Here is a 17654-nt window from a genome sequence, read left to right as displayed (position 1 = left end):
CTTTTATCTTATCCAGTACCGTTACCTGGACGATCCGGTTTTTTTCAGTAACCGTGTAATAATATCCCTTCTCCGTTGGACCATAATAATAAGTACCTGATTTGCCGGGAAGGGTGTCCTGTACATTACCAAGTAAACCCGGATAACCTTCGTATACAGGCTGTTTTGAAGGCGCTGAATTGTCCGGAACGGCATCCAGGATTCGCAAGGCAGGATTTCCATAACTTGTTTTTTCTATATCCTGCTTCAATTCTTTCTGCAGGGTGTCGGCTTTTTTCCGGAAAGCCAGCAGCAACACTGCGGCTAATGGTACAGCAAAGGCGAATTTTACGAGTTGTATGCGTGCCGATCTGATTTTGTTCATCATGGCGATTCTTGTTTTTAAGGCTGAAAAATTGAGGTGGCTGGCCATGCTGAAATTGCGCTGCCCCACCACTTTTACTAACAGGTATTGATATTGCTTCCGATCAATTCCATGGGTAAGTACCTGCCTGTCTGCAATGAACTCCAGATTCTGCCGGATGGCATGCCGAAGCATCCAGGCAAAAGGATTGAACCAGTTCAGCACCAGCAGCAGTTCTCCCAACATCATGTCCGCGGTATGATGTTGCCGAACGTGTACCATCTCATGGCGAATGATTTCTTTTAAGTCCTCCTCACTATGCAAGGAAGGGTTTACAAATACCGAACGTCCAAAGGAAAAGGGAATGATAGACTCCTCAACGGAATAGAGTTTGACCTCTTCGCCCGCCAGCCATTTGGCTCGTTTCGATAACCTGACAAAGGACAGGTATTGTAGTACTAATCGTATTACCATAACCAGTGAACCAGCCAGCAAGGCTATATAAAGCAGGGTCCAGTAATTAAATGGTTCACTCGTTGCGTTATGGGCACCGGGTTTCCAGTTTCCCATAGCCGGTAACTCTTTCAAAGCCGCCAGTTCGCCGGTTTCCGCATCCATCCACCACCCAATATCCAGCAGGGGCAGCAACAAACAGGCAAGGGGGTACACAACCAGGTACCACCGGTTCCAGTTATAAAAGGTCAGTTTGCGCAGAAAAAACTGGTAAAACACCGTTACCAACGATAAACTAATACTGAACTTTACGAGGTATGCAATAAAATCATTCATTTTTTCAGCTTGATTTTTTCCCTTCAATCATGTCCAGGATTTCTTTCAGTTCCTCTTTACTCATCTGCTCCTGTTCAATAAAAAAGTTTACCATGGCTTTATAGGAATTATCAAAATACCCCTGAATAAACTCTTTCATAAACCGTTTCTTGTATTCTTCTTCGGTTATGGTTGGCCGATAAACATAGGTGTTCCCAATCATCCGGCTTTTCAGGTATCCTTTTTTCTCCAGGTTTTTGACAGTAGAGGCCAAGGTGGTATAAGGCGGTTGTGGTTCAGGCATTTTTTCCAGAAAAGCCTTTACATTCCCTTCCCCGATCTGCCAGATCGATTGCATGGCCTGCTCTTCCGGTAAACTCAACTTATCCATATCTACGAAGTTTTCGTAAATCTACGAAATAATCGTAGATAAAACCAAATTAAATTCTAAAAAAAATAGTTAATGCCATAATTAGGGATCGGCGAAGTACTTTTATGGCTGAACAACTTAAAGGATTCAACGCATGAGCAAGCTGGTAGCAATGCCCTTTGGACAACAGAGTTTAAGCAATCTATTCCGACTATTTATTGGTACACTGTTGCTGGTCAATATGGCCGCAACCGGGTATGGCCAGGAAATTCCGGCAAGCACACCCGCCCCGTATGAAAAGTTTAAAACCCTTCCTCCCTTTGAACTTACAGGGTTGGATGGAAAAAAAATAAAGCGCGATGAACTGCCCAAAAACAGGGGCACCATCCTGATGTTTTTCAGCCCGGATTGCCATCACTGTCTGCAGCAGATGGACTGGATGAAAGAAGCAAAAGAGCAGTTAAAAGGGTTTAATTTTATACTGGCTACCTACCAGCCAATGGATGCCCTTAAAGGTTTTTACCAGAGCTATAAACTGGAGGAATGGAAAAATATTTATATAGGCCGCGATGAAAAATATTTTCTCCCCCCCTATTTCAGGATAAAAAATCTTCCGTTCCTGGCCTTGTATGATAAAAAAGGGCAACTTTTATCCGTCTTTGAAGGAAATACCAAAACGGATATTATTCTGACTGCGTTTAAATGAGCAGAACCTGCGTGCAAGCCCTATCTTTGCCCCGCAAATTATTATTTCACCGCATAAATATTTTCCATGAAAGTTACCGTAGTTGGTGCCGGTGCCGTAGGAGCAACCTGTGCAGACAACATTGCCAGAAAAGAACTCTGCGAAGAGCTGGTTTTATTGGACATTAAAGAAGGATTGGCAGAAGGAAAGGCACAGGATATGATGCAATCCGCCACCCTGCTAGGTTTTGACACCCGCATTACCGGATCTACCAATGATTACAGTAAAACCGCCGGCAGTGACGTGGTAGTGGTAACTTCCGGTCTTCCCCGTAAACCCGGAATGACAAGAGAAGAATTGATTGGTACCAATGCCGGCATCGTTCGCACCGTATGTGAGAATATCCTGAAGTATTCGCCCAACGCAATTTTTATCATTATTTCCAACCCAATGGATACGATGACCTACCTGGCACTCAAAGCTACCGGTATTGCCAAAAACAGGATCATCGGTATGGGAGGAACACTGGATAGTGCCCGTTTCAAATACCAACTCAGCCAGCGCCTCGGTTGTTCACCAGCTGACCTGAATGCCGTAGTGGTAGGCGGACATGGAGATACAACCATGATACCGCTGATGCGCTATGCAACCTGGAACTCTGTTTCCGTTACCAATTTCCTGTCTTTAAATGACCAGGAGCAAATTGTAAAAGATACCATGGTTGGGGGTGCAACACTTACCAAACTCATCGGAACTTCTGCCTGGTATGCACCCGGTGCTGCAGGAGCGGCTCTGGTTGAAAGTATTGTACGCGATGAGAAAAAACTCTTCACTTGCTGTGTAGAACTCAATGGTGAATACGGCCAGTCAGATATTTGCCTGGGCGTTCCGGTAGTAATCGGAAAAACAGGTTGGGAAAAAATTGTTGAATTTGGACTGAATGAAGAAGAACAGGCCTTGTTCAACAAAAGTGCAGACGCCGTACGTTCCATGAACGATGTACTTAAAACATTATAAATCAATCAGATGATTACAAAAGAAGCCGGTTTATCCGGCTTCTTTTGTACCATTCATCGAATTTTTTTCTAATTTCTTAAAAAAAATACCGCTAACTATTTTGATCCCAGCACTATTCGATTAGATTTGTACCACAATCTCTCTCCAACACCTATTTAAAGCTCTTAGGGTTATATCCCGGTTTACCAAGCCTAGAAGGCCGATTTCTGTAACCTATACAAACAAAAAGAGCATGATCAAGCCCTTACTCGTACTAGCACTTAGTGTGTTTGGAATTAATTCTAATGCGCAGGAACCCATGGAATTACCCAAACAACGCGATCCCCAGGTTAATAAAACAATTAGCCCTGTGGATAATCCGCGCATAAATCCGGAAAAGAATTTTCGTATTAATCCAAAACATAACTGGAATATTAATCCAGCTATGAATGAAGGCATTAACCCCGACAAAAACAAGTTAATCAATCCTAAGTTCAATAAGGATTTCAGCCCTTTGCACAACCAGAGCATCAACCCGATGTATACATTCAGTTTGCATCCGTTAACCAATCAAAACTGGAAAGGGTATTACCTCTTTGACAAAGAAAATAAACTGACCGGATACCTGGTTATTGCCAACCAGTTTGTGGTGCTTGACTTTGATGATAAAGGAATCTGGAAAGGGTACCTTGTAAAAACCTCTACCAATACTTATAATTATTTCAACCTGCAGGATGAATGGACGCGTACTTTCTTCTGTGAAGACTCGATGGTAGGGTTTAACATATTCAATGCAGCGGGCGAATGGACCGGCGCTTTTGCGAAATAGAAGTTATTTATATTTTTTTAGAATAGAATGATTAGCGCGCAGCAAGTAATTGCTGCGCTTTTTTATGTACCTGATCCAGTGGGATGTTTTCCATGCACCTGAAGTGTTTCTTCGGGCAGGCGGCATGGCCAATTTTTGAGCAGGGGCGGCAGCGCAACCCTTTCACTTCAATTATTGCTGTTCCGTCCGGTAAGGGTGCTGCGGCCTGAAGGTTCCATTGCACAGCAGGCGCACCCGGCTGGTTGAGATAGGGCGTCATGCCAAAAGCGGGAACCGTATTGCCCCATATCGAGATGACCGGTTTACGGAATGCCGCAGCAATATGCATCAGACCGGTATCATGGGTAATTATGAGCTTGGCTTTACGGACCAGGTCGGCCGATTCATTCAAACTGAATTTTCCGCAGGCATTGTAAATTTTAATGGGGTCCAGCTCAGCCAGTACTTCCCCGGTTGAGCGGTCTTCGGGCCCACCCATAACCACAATCGGGTGTTCAAGCAATTTTACCAGTTCCTTCAGTTTATGTAGGGGAAGGCGTTTAGTAGCATGTGCGGCGCCTACTACCAGTCCTATATAACCGAGTTGATGTGAAGCCGGTAAATCACCCGGTTTGGTCAGCTCGTTTTCAGGAATAAAATAGTCCAAACCGGCACCGTCATTTTTTACGCCCAGGTGAGCAACGGTTTCCAGGCAACGATCTACCAGGTGTTTAGCAGGCAGGAGGTTGATCTTTAGCGCAGTCAGCAGCCATTTTTGAACATTCAGTTTATTGAAACTTTTCGATGGTTTGCGGAGTGCTTTTTTTATTCGAAGGGTACGCAGGTTATGGTGTAAATCAATAACAAGGTCGAACCCTTCTTCTTTCAACGCGGCGATTGTTGTATCCAACGAATCATCCAGCAAATGCAGGCGATCTATGTAAGGATTGGCGCTAAGTACGGGGGCAAAGCTTTTTTTCGTGAGAAAATGAAGCGTTACGCCAGCCACCTGTTTTTTCAGGCAGCGAATGACCGGTGTGGTCAGTACAATATCGCCAATCGACGAAAAACGTATAATTAATATTTTCATACCCTTTTCCCCTTCTCCTTTCACCCTTCCCCCTTCTCCTTCCTCTTCTTCCCGCCACTCACCAATTTAATCAATACAGGTGCAGTAGTTACCAGTACGATAATAATGATGATTACTTCGAGGTGGTCTTTCAGATCAAAACCAAATTGAGCTTTCACCCATTTCTGAAGAAAATGGCCGGCAAAAATCATACTGAACACCCAGGCAATACAACCTGCGATATTGTAAAAGGCGAATTTCTTTTTATCCATTCCCACAATACCGGCAATAATCGGTGCAAACGTACGAACGATAGGCAGGAACCGTGCAAATACAATTGCCCCACCCCCGTGTTTATCATAGAACTCATGCGCTTGTTCCAGGTAATGTTTTTTGAAAAAGAAATTGTCTTTCCAGCGGAACATGGTCGGGCCAATTTTCCGGCCAAACCAATAGCCCACGGTATTTCCAATAACACCTGCAATAGAAATAAGGGTGACCAATAAAATCAGGTCAATCCATTCACTACGCTCCAATACAAGGCCGAAGGATTTGAATAGTTCATTAATCAGGTTCGTGCTGTAGATCCCTGCTACAAAAAGCAGGCTGTCGCCCGGTAGAAAGAAGCCGGCAAACAACCCTGTTTCTGCGAATACAATCAGCAGGATAATCCATAAACCTCCCATAACTATATAAAACATCGGATTGAGCAGATCCTTCCATTCAAAGGATTTTTCCATTACCACCGTTTTATCGGCGCTTAGTCCGGCATAGGAGAACCGCAAGGTATCGTACATAGGAGCCGTAATCAGTACTTCCTGTAAGGAATCAAGGGGAAGCAGTACATGCCCTTCTTTATCCGCTACAAACTCTTTGGATTCCTGGCCCTGAATCAGTGTAAATTGTCCAACAGATGATTCATATTGGTTCAGCACTCTAACTTTTAGTTCCTGCTGTGCCAATACAGACCATCCCGAACACAATAAAATCACCAGGAGAAACGAAACCTTCATCTTCTTTTTCATTATTTCAATCTTTAACGCTCTAATTCACCTTCCCACTTACTAACGGCTGAAGTGGCCAATGCATTACCCAGTACATTGGTCATACTGCGAAACATATCACAAAAATGATCGATTGGCAAAATTAAGGCAATCCCTTCAGCCGGAATTCCGAACATAGCACAGGTAGCGGTAACTACTACCAACGATGCCCGGGGAACGCCCGCAATTCCTTTACTGGTTAACATCAGCACCAGTAACATCGTTAACTGGGTGCCCAAATCAAGATGGATTCCATAAGCCTGGGCAATAGCCAAACTGGCAAAGGTCATGTACATCATACTACCATCCAGGTTAAAACTATAACCCAATGGCAGAATAAAAGAAACGATTTTATTCTTACAACCAAACCGTTCCAGTTCTTCGGTCAATTTCGGAAAAACGGCTTCGCTGGACGTGGTACTGAAAGCAATCAGCAGGGGCTGCGCAATACGTTTCAAAAGTTCGGGAATCCGGTTTCCTAAAATCATATACCCAACCAGTAACAGCAGCATCCATAGTACAGCAATACCAATCAGGAAATACAACATATAAAGGCCGTAAAAACTAAAAATCCCCAGCCCATTGGTGGCAATTACAGCCGCCAATGCACCAAATACCCCCAGCGGCGCAAAAGCCATTACATAACCCACCATTTTCAGAATAATATGGGCAACTCCATCAAGTGCCTTTATAACTGGTTTGGCATAATCTCCCATTGCGGTAGCCGCCACTCCGAAGAAAATACTAAATACCACCAACTGCAGTATTTCATTGGTGGCCATTGCTTCGATGACGCTTTTTGGAAAAACATGTTCAACGAAATTCTGCAAGGAAAACACTTTTGTTTTGCCAATAAGATCTGCCGCATTGCTGGTATCGGCATTGCTCAAATTGATAACTGCACCGGGCTGGAAAAAATTCACCAGCAGCATACCGATCAATAAACTGGCAAGGGAAGCGGTTATAAACCACAATAAAGCTTTTCCGCCAACGCGCCCAACGGTCTTTAGATCTCCGAGCTTGGCAATTCCCACTACAAGGGTAGAGAATACCAGCGGTGCAATAATCATCTGCACCAGCCGCAGGAAAATAGTAGTAAGAAGTTTTATCTTGTCAGAAAAAGAAGCAATAAAAGCAGGGTCAGCATTCTTGTGTACGATGTAACCAACTACGATACCCAATACCATCGCCAGCAGAATGTAGAGGGTTAACCTGTTCTTTTTCGTCATTTTAGGTGCTTAAGCTTTTGAAAGGAAGGCCGAAAATTCGAAAAATTCCTGAGGCTACCAAAATAATCGGCGGAAATCCGCATCCATACAAAGTTTAGCGGCGGCGAATTAAATAATTATTTATTTTACGGCCGACTAAACAGCTTAACAAAACACAATTAAAACTGATATGAGTTTATTCAGGAAAAAATCCCTGTCCTCCTTGTTGGCGACGGCTGCTGATTCTGAAAAAGGACTAAAACGAACATTGGGAGCTACCAACCTGGTAGCACTTGGAATAGGCGCCATTATTGGCGCCGGTTTGTTTGTACGAACTGCTGCTGCAGCCGGGCAGGCAGCGGGTCCGGGTGTAACTATTTCCTTTATTGTTGCGGCAGTTGGTTGCGCCTTTGCAGGATTATGTTATGCAGAATTTGCTGCCATGATCCCGATTGCCGGTAGTGCGTATGCGTATTCGTATGTTACCATGGGCGAGTTGATTGCCTGGATTATTGGCTGGGCATTGATTATGGAATATGCATTGGGTGCTGCTACGGTTTCTATTGCCTGGAGTGAATATTTAAACAAGTTGCTGGGAGGGCAAATTCCCTACGAATGGTCGCATTCGCCCTTTGAAAGTTATACCGACGCAAGCGGTGTACTTCACCAGGGAATTCTGAATGCACCTGCCTTGATCATTTTATTATTGCTGACCTTGTTACTGATCAAAGGAACCCAGGAATCAGCCATGGTAAACGCCATCATCGTATTTATCAAAGTGGCTATTGTACTGATTTTTATAGCTGTTGGCTGGCAGTTCATCAACCCTGCAAACCATACACCTTACCTGATTCCGGAAGGAACACCGGCATTTACGGATCAGGCCGGTAAAGTAATTGCGGACTATTCCGGAGTATTCAAACACGGATGGGGAGGGGTGCTTGGCGGTGCCGCCATCGTTTTCTTTGCCTTTATTGGCTTTGATGCGGTAAGCACGGCAGCCCAGGAAGCCAAAAATCCGGCCCGTGATATGCCAATCGGAATATTAGGTTCGCTGGCCGTATGTACCATACTTTATATTTTATTTGGCCATGTATTAACCGGCGTAGCTCCCTGGACCGATTTTGTGGACCCTGTTAAAGGACGCGAAGCTTCAGTAGCCTATGCCATTTCTGAATATATGCACGGGTATGAATGGTTATCTACCGCTGTAACGGTGGCTATCCTTGCCGGCTTTTCTTCTGTTATACTGGTAATGTTAATGGGACAAAGCCGTATTTTTTATACCATGAGTAATGATGGGCTTATTCCAAAAGCATTTGGCGATCTGCACCCAAAATTCAAAACCCCCTATAAGGCCAACTGGATCCTGTTCGTATTCGTAGGGCTGTTTGCTGCTTTTGTGCCCGGCCATGTAGCAGGTGACTTAACCAGTTTTGGTACCTTGTTTGCGTTTGTACTGGTAAGTGCAGGTGTTTGGCTGATGCGCAGAAGTGACCCTGCGACCAAACGCCCCTTCCGCACCCCATGGGTACCTTTTGTTCCGATTATGGGAGTGCTGATTTGCAGTGCCATGATCTTTGCCCTGGATGCACAAACTCTCAAAGTAGCCATGCTTTGGATGGTCCTGGGCCTGGTGGTATATTTCCTCTACGGAAAAAAATACTCCAAACTGAATGCTACCGGGCATACACCCGGCGAAATTCTTCCCAAAAAATCTGATTTTGAAGGATAATGATCATTTCCACTAAGCCGATAACCAGGCAGCAATGCCTCAAACCGGTAAGGGATTATTAAAAAAAGAGGCTGTTTTCCTGGGAGAAAACAGCCTCTTTTTTTGAATAGTTTCCCCTTGAAATTTTTCTTTATTGTACCTTTGCCCCCCGAATAATCAGTCAATACAAACCATTAACAGAATACTATGGGTCGCATATTTGAAGTTCGTAAAGCTACCATGTTTGCCCGTTGGGATCGCATGGCAAAACAGTTTACCCGTATCGGTAAGGAAATTGCCATTGCCGTTAAAGCCGGCGGCCCCGACCCCCATACCAACCCTGCCCTTCGGCGCTGTATGCAGAATGCCAAATCTGTAAACATGCCCAAAGACCGGGTAGAAGCAGCTATTAAAAGGGCCCAGGGTAAAGACATGGAAAACTATGAGGAAATCCTATATGAAGGGTATGCCCCGCATGGTGTTGCGGTACTGGTGGAAACTGCTACCGATAACCATGTACGTACCGTAGCTAATGTTAAAGCAGTTTTCAATAAAGGTAACGGCACCCTGGGAAACAGTGGCAGCGTTAGTTTCCAGTTTAAAAAAATGGGGGTATTCAAATTGAAGCCCGAAGGCTTAAACCCGGAAGAAATGGAACTGGAGTTGATTGATTTTGGTTTGGAGGAATTGGGAGAAGGCACCGGCGAAAATGGCGAAGAAGTGCTGGTTGTGCGCTGTGGTTTTACCGATTTTGGGAATATGCAAAAAGCCCTGGAAGAAAGGAACATGACCACGATTAGTGCCGAAGTGGAATGGATTCCGCAGAATACCGTGGAGCTCAGTGAAGACCAGGCGCAGGAAGTACTGAAACTGGTCGACAAACTGGAACAGGACGACGATGTTCAAAAAGTATTTCACAACCTGGCTTAATGCCAGGTTTTTTTGTGGTTATGCGCTTTAATAAGTGTACCTTACTGGTATAAATCCGCCCCTCTCCGCCCCTATTTTCCGCACCATATTCCAAGATTTCATCACCCTTAATCTTTGTATATGGAAGCATTCAATCAACCTTCAGCAGCTGGTCTGAAAAGAGCTGGCCAGTGCCCTCGCAGTAAACAATTCACACTGCCCGTTTTTATCTTATTCCTGCTTTTACCCGCATTTTTACTGGCTCAGTCGCCCAAAATTCCTATTTACCTGGAAGTTACTATGTACAAGGTAAACCAGGGAAAAACGGATGCATATTTAAACCTGGTAAAAAATTACGGCCAGCGCATTCACCAGGCCATGGTGCGGGATAATAAAATCCTTGGCTGGTATTTTTACGAAGTAGTGCTTTCTCCCGTAACTACCGGCAGCTACGATTTTGTAGGCGTAAAAGTGACCACCGGCTTTAGTGATATGATCGACAATTCGCTTTCCCTGAAAGAGTATTATGCAAAAATAAAAGGACCAAAAGATCCCGCATTTGAACAGATCGCATCACAACTGCAGGAATACCGGGTACCGGTAAAAAAAGAGATATTTATTTACAGGGCCGGACTCGATCCCAAAACACCGGTATCGAAATATGTTCAGGTAGACTACATGAAGCCGCTTCCCGGCAAGCGAGACGAATATGTAAAAATGGAGGCGCAGGTCTTTTATCCGATCCACCAGGAAAGAATTAAAATCGGTGCCTTAACGGACTGGGCATTGTATGAAAAATTCCTGCCTTTTGCCCTGCAATCAGAATATGATTTTGTAACAGCTAATTTTTTTGACAACCCACATTCCATTATCGATCCCAAATACGAGGAGGCATTTAATAACATCCCGAACAATATTGATTTTATCCGCTTGAGCGGACAAATCGATCAAACCCGCGCACTGGTAAGAAGTGATATATGGAAATTGGTACTGTATACAGACAAGTGAGCCCGAATGGTGGAAACTGTCCGTTTTATTGCGCCCTTGGTGAGGGCAGTTTCCACCTAAATAGCAGTGACATCATACGAATAACAAAAATCAGCAGAATGCACAGTATATTGATTAGTTCAATGGAAAGCCTGGTTTGCTTTAATAAAAAAAACACGACACCTCCAACGATAGCAGCGGATGCATAAATTTCCTTCCTGAACAGGTAAGGCAGATTATTAAGCACCACATCCCTGATAACACCACCGAAACAACCCGTTATAACACCCAATGAAATACAGATGCCGGGAGGATACCCCCACATCAATCCTTTTTCTATGCCAACCATCGTAAAAAGGCCTAAACCGAGTGCATCAAAAACTGTTAGAACTCTTTCCAGTTTTTTCAGTTTACTGGCAAACAGTAATGCTGAAAATGCAGCAAATAAAATAACGCCGATGGTACTATTATTACTCAGCCAGGCAACCGGCAATCTCCGATTAATATATCGCGAATGGAACCGCCTCCAATGGAGGGAATAAATGCCAGAATGATTACGCCAAAAGGATCAAGTTTCTTTTCCATAGCAGCAAAAGCGCCGGATACAGCAAAACTGAATGTACCCAGCAGATCAATTGCAGATAGGAAATTTAGTTCCATTTTTATTCAGCCATCATTTCTTTCACCAGGTCTATTATATCTTCCAGGTTGGGTTTGCTGAAATAGTCCCCATCACTGGCGTAAGCCGGGCGATGCGGTTGCGCACAAAGCGTTCTTGGAGCAATATCCAGCCAACGGTATCCTCCTTGTTCCTCCATCACTTTATTAAACATATAAGCGGCCGCTCCCCCGGGCACATCTTCATCAATGAATAGTATACGGCTGGTTTTTTTTAGCGACGCAAGAATGGTGTGATTCAGATCAAAAGGAAGAAGGGTTTGTACATCTATTACTTCCGCATCAATTCCAAAATTCGCCAGTTGACTCGCCGCTTCCTGCACAATGCGGAGGGTGGAACCATAGGAAACCAGGGTTATATCCGTTCCTTTACGTAACAGCTCGGGCATACCAAGCGGCACCCTGTACTTCAACAGCTCCTGCGGCAATTTTTCTTTTAACCGATAGCCATTCAGGCATTCAATTACAATTGCCGGATCATTTCCTTCCAATAGTGTATTGTACATGCCAACCGCCTGTACCATATTCCTGGGCACGCAAACATACATACCGCGCAGGGAATTGATGATCATTCCCATGGGCGATCCGCTGTGCCAGATACCTTCCAGCCGATGGCCGCGGGTACGTACTATAAGCGGACAGCTTTGCTTTCCGAATGTTCGGTAATGGGTGGTAGCAACATCATCACTTAAGGGTTGAAGACCATACAACAGGTAATCCAGGTATTGAATTTCTGCTATGGGCCTTAATCCCCTGAAAGCAGCACCGATCCCCTGCCCCATGATAGTTAACTCACGGATGCCGGTATCCGAAATGCGGTCTGCACCATATTTTGCCTGTAAACCGGCAAACCCCTGGTTTACATCCCCGATATAACCTACATCTTCTCCAAAGGCAATTACTTTCGGGTTGCTTGCAAAGAGCTGGTCAAAATATTTATTCAGAATTTCATAACCGTTGGCATTGGGTGCATCAGTTGCATATTGTAAAGTAGTCCCCTGCACTGCGAGGGCCGATTTCGGCCCTTCATTATACAGATGGGTATTATACAACGCCCGGTTTTCTTTTTTTAGTTCCTGGTAATAATCGCGCAGCCAAAAGCCGCTGTCGTGTTTACCGGTTTGCTGAATTATTTTATGCAACCCATTCATTACATCTCTCCTGTTGGGTTCCTTTTCAGCCCGAAGTTTATCGATTTGAGCCTGAATAGCAGCGGCTTTTTCCGGCATTTGCTGGGCGGCACTGGAAGCCAGCTCTATTACACGGGCAACCTGGGCGCGGATTGGCTCCTGGTATATTTTCCAGGCGGTATTTTTGCTATCGCGTACAAATTCCTTAGCTGCAAGTTCTATATCTGCTAATTCTTCTTCGCTACAGAGTGCATTTTCGAGGATCCACTCTTTGAACTTTTTTATACAGTCATAATTTCTTTCCCATTCCAGGCGTTCGGGGCTTTTATACCGTTCATGACTACCCGAAGTGGAATGCCCCTGGGGCTGAGTAATTTCTTCGATGTGAAAAACCGCGGGAATATGGGTATCCCTGATCTTCTGGATGGCGGGCTCCAGTAATTCTACCATGCTGGCATAATCCCATCCTTTTAATTTGTAAATATCAATTCCATTGGTTCCTTCTCGTTGCTGAAAACCTTTAAGCACTTCCGAAATAGACCCTTTGGTAGTTTGCAATTGTTTGGGAACAGAAATACCATACCCATCATCCCACACGAATATGGCCAAGGGGATTTGCATAACGCCAGCAGCATTAACGGCTTCCCAAAAATGCCCTTCAGACGTAGACGCGTCTCCGATGGTACAGAAACAAACCTCATTTCCATTCTGCGATAATTCGGGGAAGGCCTTCAGTGCATCAACTTTTCTAAACAACTTAGAGGCAAATGCCAAACCCACCGCCCGCGGCATCTGAGAGGCAGTGGGTGCCATATCACTGGTTATATTTTTCTGCCGGGCCAGGGGCAACCAGTTACCGTCGGCGTCCGTATTGGGGGTGGCAAAATGCGAATTCATTTGACGGCCGGCGCTGAACGGGTCCTGGTTTACGTCTGGATTGGCATATAATTGGGCAAAAAACTGTTCAATACTGGCCTGTTTGCTTGCAAAAACAAATGTCTGATCTCTGTAATAACCCGCCCTGTAATCCCCTGGTCGGAAGAATTTGGCAGCTGCAATCTGCGCAACTTCCTTTCCATCGCCGAAAATGCCAAATTTGGCCTTACCTGTTAAAACTTCTTTTCTGCCCAGTAAACTGGCTTCCCGGCTTTCACAGGCCAAACGGTAATCACTGAGTACTTCTTCGCGAAAACGGTCGAAACTAAGTTTCTCCGCCGCTAACAGATCGTTTTCAAGCAGATTTTCCATCCGGCAAATCTAAAGGAAATCATCAATGCGAACAACCGTTAGTTTTCACCGGCCGGGGAAAAATCCACCACAATAGCTATATTTGTTTGACGTTTAAAGCGTATGAATTATAAGAAAATCGTTTTCGGGGGAATGCTCCTGCTGGCCGCAGCCTTTACCAGCAAGGCACAGGTGCGGGCAGATGCCCCGCAGGAGCTGCTTCAAATCAAAGAAAGCCATGATTTTGGAGCCATCCGCAAAGGCCGGCCGGTTACTTATGCATTCAGTTTTCAGAATACTGGTTCCGAACCTATAAAACTGGAAAATGTAGCAGCATCCTGCGGTTGTACCACCCCGGTTTGGTCGCCAGCACCGATCGGACCTTGCCAATCGGGCTCCATCACTGTTGGTTATAATGCAGCGGTGGAAGGTCCTTTTGAAAAATCTGTCACCATTATATACAACGGTGGTAAAACAAAAACCATCTATGTTAAAGGTATGGTAGAAAAACCGACACCTACCCTGCCCCCCAACAGTTCGGTTCAATTATTAAAGCAATCCAATTAAACAGTTTATAAATCTATAATTATGAAAAAATTCGCGCTTACCCTATTTGCAGTTGTCATTGGTACCGTTCTTTTTGCACAGGCAAAAAAAGCAGATGAACTGGTAAAATTCCAGGTTGTTAAACACAATTTTGGAAAGATCAAACAAGGCTCTCCTGTTACCTATGATTTTGAATTTACGAATGTAAGTGGCAAACCGGTGGTAATTGAAAGTGCTACCGCCAGTTGCGGATGTACTACCCCAACCTGGCCACAGCAACCTATTGCGCAGGGTAAAGCCAATAAAATCAAAGCCGGTTTTAATGCAGCCGCACCTGGTCCGTTTGACAAAACCGTTTTTGTAAAAGTAGCAGGTGTTGACCAGCCGATGGAACTGAGAATTACAGGCGAAGTACTGTCAGCTGAAGACTACGCCAAGTATGAAACCAGCAAAGACAAAAAAAGTAGTAAATAAATTTCCCGCATACATATTTAATCCCCGCCTAACAGGCGGGGATTTTTTATTTACCTATATTACCATTCTAAAAACAGCGCCATGAACAGTCCGGAATTCCAGGCCTATCTTAACAGCTTACGGGTACAACCAAAGCAAAAAATTTCGTTAAAAAAAGACTTCCTAACCGATTACGATCACAAAGCCATGACCAAGGAAGAAGGCGAGCTTTTGTTGCAGGAAGGCATCCAGAATCTTGCTACCATGCAGGATAAGCTCTATGCCCACAACAGGCATAGTATACTAATTGTATTGCAGGCAATGGATGCTGCAGGTAAGGACGGCGCTATCAAACATGTAATGAGCGGATTAAATCCACAAGGCGTTAATGTGCACAGTTTTAAAACACCGAGTAAAGAAGAACTCGACCACGATTATATCTGGCGCCACGCTAAAGTACTGCCAGGCAGGGGTGAAATTGGTATATTCAATCGCTCACATTATGAAAATGTACTGGTAACAAGAGTACACCCTGAGTATATCCTGGCAGAAAATATTCCAGGCATTGAAAAGATAGAAGATATTACCCCCTCTTTTTGGGAAAAGCGCTTCAAACAAATCAATCGGTTTGAAAAAAACATTACCCAAAACGGAACCATTGTCTTAAAATTTTTCCTGCATGTATCGAAAAAAGAACAAAAAAAACGTTTCCTGGAACGGATTGATAATCCTACCAAGAATTGGAAATTTTCCAGCGCTGATGTAAACGAGCGGGCGTATTGGAGCAAGTACATGGAAGCCTATGAAGAAATGTTATCTGCCACATCAAAAGAACAGGCACCCTGGTTTGTATTGCCCGCCGACGACAAATGGTTTACCCGGCTTTGCATGGCCGCTATAATAGCCAGTGAGTTTAATAAACTGGATCCTACCTACCCCGAGCTCGACGAAAAACAACGGAATGATCTGCAGGCTATGCGGGAAAAATTAATGAAGGAAGAGAACGGGGAATAAAATTCAGCCCCTTGCTTATATCTTTGTAATATGTTACAGATCAGCCAAAGAGGTCAGGCAATGCCCGCTTCCCCCATCCGGAAACTGGTTCCATTTGCCGAAGCTGCCAAAAAAAAAGGAACAAAAGTCTACCATCTCAATATCGGGCAACCTGATATTGAAACGCCTTCCATCATGTTTGATGCCGTAAAAAACGCATCTATCAAAGTATTGGAATACAGCCATAGTGCAGGCAATGAATCCTACCGGCGGAAACTGGTTGACTACTATGCGAAAGTAGGGGTGAACGTAAATCATAACCAGATCATTGTAACAACCGGGGGTTCGGAAGCTATTCAATTTGGATTTTTAGCCTGCCTGGACGCCGGTGATGAAGTAATCATACCCGAACCATTTTACGCCAATTACAATGGCTTTGCCGTAGCTGCCGGTGTAACTGTAAAACCTATAACTGCCAGCATAGAAACCGGCTTTGCATTGCCTTCTATGGATGCGTTTGAACAAGCAATTACTCCCCGTACCCGTGCCATCGTTATCTGTAATCCCAATAACCCAACCGGCTATTTATACAGCAGGGAGGAACTGGATGTATTAAAATCGATCCTACTCAAACACCAGCTCTTCCTTTTTTCTGACGAAGCCTACCGGGAGTTCTGTTATACAGGCAGGCATTTCAGCGCCCTGCAACTGGAAGGTGTGGATGAGCATGTTATTTTAATGGATACCGTATCCAAAAGATACAGTGCCTGCGGTGCAAGAATTGGTGCATTCGTAACAAGAAACCAGCAAGTGCTGGATACTGCTACGAAATTTGCCCAGGCCCGGTTAAGTCCACCGGGATTTGGCCAGATTGCCTCCGAGGCAGCCATCGACCTTCCGGATAGTTATTTTGATGAACCCAAGGCCGAATACCTGAAAAGAAGAGATATTCTGGTAAGCCGCTTAAATGCAATGCCAGGCGTGTTTTGTCCCAACCCGGGTGGGGCATTTTATGCAATTGCCCGCTTACCCATTGACGATGCTGATCAATTCTGTCAATGGCTGCTTGAAAGCTTTTCTTACCAAAACCAAACGGTAATGCTTGCGCCTGCAACCGGCTTTTATGGAACACCCGGCTTAGGAAAAAACGAAGTTCGATTGGCCTATGTTTTGAATACAACTGCTATAAATGCGGCCATGGATTGCCTGGAACAGGCAATCCGGGAGTATCCTGGCCGAACGATTTAATCAAAACAATTTTTCCTGTGGAGGCGTAGCCCCGGCCATACGTATATAGGCGGTAGTTTGTCCCCGGTGGTGGGTTTGGTGTTCAAATGCTTTTGAAAGCGCTACTTCCTTGGTCATATCAAAGCTATTGAACAGTTTGGTAGATGCTTTCAGTTGCTCGGGAGTCATTTTGCGAATATTATCAATCACAAAATCATAACCGGCCAATACAAGCCTGGTCACATTTTCCTTTGATTTATCGCTTTGTTTTTCCAGGCTAACTTCTCCTATCGGGCTGGCAACACCGCTAATCTGGGCAATAAGCATGTAATTAGCATCGGACAAGTGCAGCATCTGGTCTGCAAAAGACCGCATTTCTGGCGTGGGCTTGGATGCATAAGCCGCCGCAGGCATAGCATCGAGGTATTCTTTGGTATAGGCTTTCGCACGCTCCCAGTCCTTCACGATCTGATCAATGGATTGCTGGGCCTGTGTAAAAC

19 protein-coding genes are annotated in these 17654 nt (G+C 44.6%); 10 read left to right on the top strand and 9 right to left on the bottom strand.

All coding sequences use genetic code 11. The features are described 5' to 3' along the window. Together A1D16_RS12150 and A1D16_RS12145 are read right to left on the bottom strand one after the other, a co-directional pair. Nucleotides 1-1132 (bottom strand): M56 family metallopeptidase (locus A1D16_RS12150; protein ID WP_290709818.1); only part of this gene is annotated, 1132 nt, incomplete at its 3' end. A 4-nt stretch (nucleotides 1133-1136) separates the two neighbouring features. Then, entirely contained in the window at nucleotides 1137-1502 is a 366-nt protein-coding gene (locus tag A1D16_RS12145; RefSeq protein ID WP_290709816.1) for a BlaI/MecI/CopY family transcriptional regulator, read from the bottom strand. A gap of 133 nt (nucleotides 1503-1635) precedes the next feature. Here A1D16_RS12145 and A1D16_RS12140 point away from each other — a divergent pair, with 133 nt between their 5' ends. The 3 genes from A1D16_RS12140 (at nucleotide 1636) to A1D16_RS12130 (ending at nucleotide 3991) form a co-directional block, all read left to right on the top strand. Beyond that, nucleotides 1636-2187 (top strand): TlpA disulfide reductase family protein, encoded by a 552-nt coding sequence (locus tag A1D16_RS12140; RefSeq protein WP_290709814.1) that lies wholly within the window; start codon nucleotides 1636-1638, stop codon nucleotides 2185-2187. Nucleotides 2188-2253: 66 nt separating this feature from the next. Further along, nucleotides 2254-3183 (top strand): malate dehydrogenase, encoded by a 930-nt coding sequence (mdh, locus tag A1D16_RS12135; RefSeq protein ID WP_290709812.1) that lies wholly within the window; start codon nucleotides 2254-2256, stop codon nucleotides 3181-3183. Between the two features lie 232 nt (nucleotides 3184-3415). Continuing rightward, entirely contained in the window at nucleotides 3416-3991 is a 576-nt protein-coding gene (locus A1D16_RS12130) for a hypothetical protein (protein WP_290709810.1), read from the top strand. Nucleotides 3992-4022: 31 nt separating this feature from the next. Here A1D16_RS12130 and A1D16_RS12125 read toward each other — a convergent pair whose 3' ends face one another. The 3 genes from A1D16_RS12125 to A1D16_RS12115 are packed head-to-tail and all read right to left on the bottom strand — an operon-like array spanning nucleotide 4023 to nucleotide 7311. Continuing rightward, nucleotides 4023-5060, bottom strand: a complete 1038-nt coding sequence (locus A1D16_RS12125) for a glycosyltransferase family 9 protein (RefSeq protein WP_290709808.1) — start codon at nucleotides 5058-5060, stop codon at nucleotides 4023-4025. A gap of 20 nt (nucleotides 5061-5080) precedes the next feature. Next, nucleotides 5081-6064, bottom strand: coding sequence for a VTT domain-containing protein (locus tag A1D16_RS12120; protein WP_290709806.1), 984 nt, complete (start codon nucleotides 6062-6064; stop codon nucleotides 5081-5083). An 11-nt stretch (nucleotides 6065-6075) separates the two neighbouring features. Then, the gene (locus A1D16_RS12115) at nucleotides 6076-7311 is read right to left on the bottom strand and encodes a dicarboxylate/amino acid:cation symporter (RefSeq protein WP_290709804.1); all 1236 of its coding nucleotides are present in this window, start codon (nucleotides 7309-7311) and stop codon (nucleotides 6076-6078) included. A gap of 169 nt (nucleotides 7312-7480) precedes the next feature. Here A1D16_RS12115 and A1D16_RS12110 point away from each other — a divergent pair, with 169 nt between their 5' ends. The 3 genes from A1D16_RS12110 to A1D16_RS12100 all read left to right on the top strand — a co-directional run bounded on the left by A1D16_RS12110 (nucleotide 7481) and on the right by A1D16_RS12100 (nucleotide 10921). Then, the gene (locus A1D16_RS12110) at nucleotides 7481-9025 is read left to right on the top strand and encodes an amino acid permease (protein ID WP_290709802.1); all 1545 of its coding nucleotides are present in this window, start codon (nucleotides 7481-7483) and stop codon (nucleotides 9023-9025) included. Nucleotides 9026-9211: 186 nt separating this feature from the next. Further along, complete coding sequence (locus A1D16_RS12105; protein ID WP_290709800.1) at nucleotides 9212-9934, top strand: YebC/PmpR family DNA-binding transcriptional regulator; 723 nt, start codon at nucleotides 9212-9214, stop codon at nucleotides 9932-9934. 120 nt (nucleotides 9935-10054) lie between these two features. Further along, nucleotides 10055-10921 (top strand): hypothetical protein, encoded by an 867-nt coding sequence (locus tag A1D16_RS12100; RefSeq protein WP_290709798.1) that lies wholly within the window; start codon nucleotides 10055-10057, stop codon nucleotides 10919-10921. A 25-nt stretch (nucleotides 10922-10946) separates the two neighbouring features. Here A1D16_RS12100 and A1D16_RS12095 read toward each other — a convergent pair whose 3' ends face one another. Genes A1D16_RS12095 through A1D16_RS12085 form a run of 3 tightly spaced genes read right to left on the bottom strand, consistent with a single transcriptional unit; the run spans nucleotide 10947 to nucleotide 13956 of the window. Further along, nucleotides 10947-11393, bottom strand: coding sequence for a TRIC cation channel family protein (locus A1D16_RS12095; protein ID WP_290709796.1), 447 nt, complete (start codon nucleotides 11391-11393; stop codon nucleotides 10947-10949). After that, nucleotides 11375-11560: a TRIC cation channel family protein gene (locus A1D16_RS12090; protein ID WP_290709795.1), complete on the bottom strand. Its 186-nt coding sequence runs from the start codon at nucleotides 11558-11560 to the stop codon at nucleotides 11375-11377. Before A1D16_RS12090 ends, A1D16_RS12095 begins: the two co-directional genes overlap by 19 nt. Nucleotides 11561-11562: 2 nt before the next feature. Further along, a complete protein-coding gene (locus tag A1D16_RS12085) occupies nucleotides 11563-13956 on the bottom strand; it encodes an alpha-ketoacid dehydrogenase subunit alpha/beta (RefSeq protein ID WP_290709793.1) in 2394 nt (797 codons plus the stop codon). Nucleotides 13957-14058: 102 nt separating this feature from the next. Here A1D16_RS12085 and A1D16_RS12080 point away from each other — a divergent pair, with 102 nt between their 5' ends. The 4 genes from A1D16_RS12080 to A1D16_RS12065 all read left to right on the top strand — a co-directional run bounded on the left by A1D16_RS12080 (nucleotide 14059) and on the right by A1D16_RS12065 (nucleotide 17175). Then, complete coding sequence (locus A1D16_RS12080; protein WP_290709791.1) at nucleotides 14059-14502, top strand: DUF1573 domain-containing protein; 444 nt, start codon at nucleotides 14059-14061, stop codon at nucleotides 14500-14502. 21 nt (nucleotides 14503-14523) lie between these two features. Beyond that, nucleotides 14524-14955, top strand: coding sequence for a DUF1573 domain-containing protein (locus A1D16_RS12075; protein WP_290709789.1), 432 nt, complete (start codon nucleotides 14524-14526; stop codon nucleotides 14953-14955). An 81-nt stretch (nucleotides 14956-15036) separates the two neighbouring features. Next, on the top strand, nucleotides 15037-15948 hold the full coding sequence (locus A1D16_RS12070) for a polyphosphate kinase 2 family protein (RefSeq protein ID WP_290709787.1): 912 nt from the start codon (nucleotides 15037-15039) through the stop codon (nucleotides 15946-15948). 30 nt (nucleotides 15949-15978) lie between these two features. Next, complete coding sequence (locus tag A1D16_RS12065; RefSeq protein ID WP_290709784.1) at nucleotides 15979-17175, top strand: pyridoxal phosphate-dependent aminotransferase; 1197 nt, start codon at nucleotides 15979-15981, stop codon at nucleotides 17173-17175. On the opposite strand, the gene A1D16_RS12060 is transcribed toward A1D16_RS12065, so the two are convergent. Next, a partial coding sequence (locus tag A1D16_RS12060; protein ID WP_290709782.1) for a DinB family protein occupies nucleotides 17176-17654 on the bottom strand: 479 nt, incomplete at its 5' end.

Source organism: Flavihumibacter sp. CACIAM 22H1 (assembly GCF_001601815.1).
Lineage (GTDB): Bacteria > Bacteroidota > Bacteroidia > Chitinophagales > Chitinophagaceae > Flavihumibacter.
This window is presented reverse-complemented; position numbering and strand designations above follow the sequence as displayed.

Excerpts from the sequence above, each read along its gene's own strand:
- A1D16_RS12120 (WP_290709806.1), bottom strand. The coding sequence starts at position 6,064 with ATGAAAAAGAAGATGAAGGTTTCGTTTCTCCTGGTGATTTTATTGTGT.
- A1D16_RS12070 (WP_290709787.1), top strand. The coding sequence starts at position 15,037 with ATGAACAGTCCGGAATTCCAGGCCTATCTTAACAGCTTACGGGTACAA.
- A1D16_RS12080 (WP_290709791.1), top strand. The coding sequence starts at position 14,059 with ATGAATTATAAGAAAATCGTTTTCGGGGGAATGCTCCTGCTGGCCGCA.
- A1D16_RS12085 (WP_290709793.1), bottom strand. The coding sequence starts at position 13,956 with ATGGAAAATCTGCTTGAAAACGATCTGTTAGCGGCGGAGAAACTTAGT.
- A1D16_RS12125 (WP_290709808.1), bottom strand. The coding sequence starts at position 5,060 with ATGAAAATATTAATTATACGTTTTTCGTCGATTGGCGATATTGTACTG.
- A1D16_RS12090 (WP_290709795.1), bottom strand. The coding sequence starts at position 11,560 with ATGGAACTAAATTTCCTATCTGCAATTGATCTGCTGGGTACATTCAGT.
- A1D16_RS12115 (WP_290709804.1), bottom strand. The coding sequence starts at position 7,311 with ATGACGAAAAAGAACAGGTTAACCCTCTACATTCTGCTGGCGATGGTA.
- A1D16_RS12105 (WP_290709800.1), top strand. The coding sequence starts at position 9,212 with ATGGGTCGCATATTTGAAGTTCGTAAAGCTACCATGTTTGCCCGTTGG.
- A1D16_RS12110 (WP_290709802.1), top strand. The coding sequence starts at position 7,481 with ATGAGTTTATTCAGGAAAAAATCCCTGTCCTCCTTGTTGGCGACGGCT.
- A1D16_RS12075 (WP_290709789.1), top strand. The coding sequence starts at position 14,524 with ATGAAAAAATTCGCGCTTACCCTATTTGCAGTTGTCATTGGTACCGTT.
- A1D16_RS12130 (WP_290709810.1), top strand. The coding sequence starts at position 3,416 with ATGATCAAGCCCTTACTCGTACTAGCACTTAGTGTGTTTGGAATTAAT.
- mdh (WP_290709812.1), top strand. The coding sequence starts at position 2,254 with ATGAAAGTTACCGTAGTTGGTGCCGGTGCCGTAGGAGCAACCTGTGCA.
- A1D16_RS12065 (WP_290709784.1), top strand. The coding sequence starts at position 15,979 with ATGTTACAGATCAGCCAAAGAGGTCAGGCAATGCCCGCTTCCCCCATC.
- A1D16_RS12140 (WP_290709814.1), top strand. The coding sequence starts at position 1,636 with ATGAGCAAGCTGGTAGCAATGCCCTTTGGACAACAGAGTTTAAGCAAT.
- A1D16_RS12145 (WP_290709816.1), bottom strand. The coding sequence starts at position 1,502 with ATGGATAAGTTGAGTTTACCGGAAGAGCAGGCCATGCAATCGATCTGG.
- A1D16_RS12100 (WP_290709798.1), top strand. The coding sequence starts at position 10,055 with ATGGAAGCATTCAATCAACCTTCAGCAGCTGGTCTGAAAAGAGCTGGC.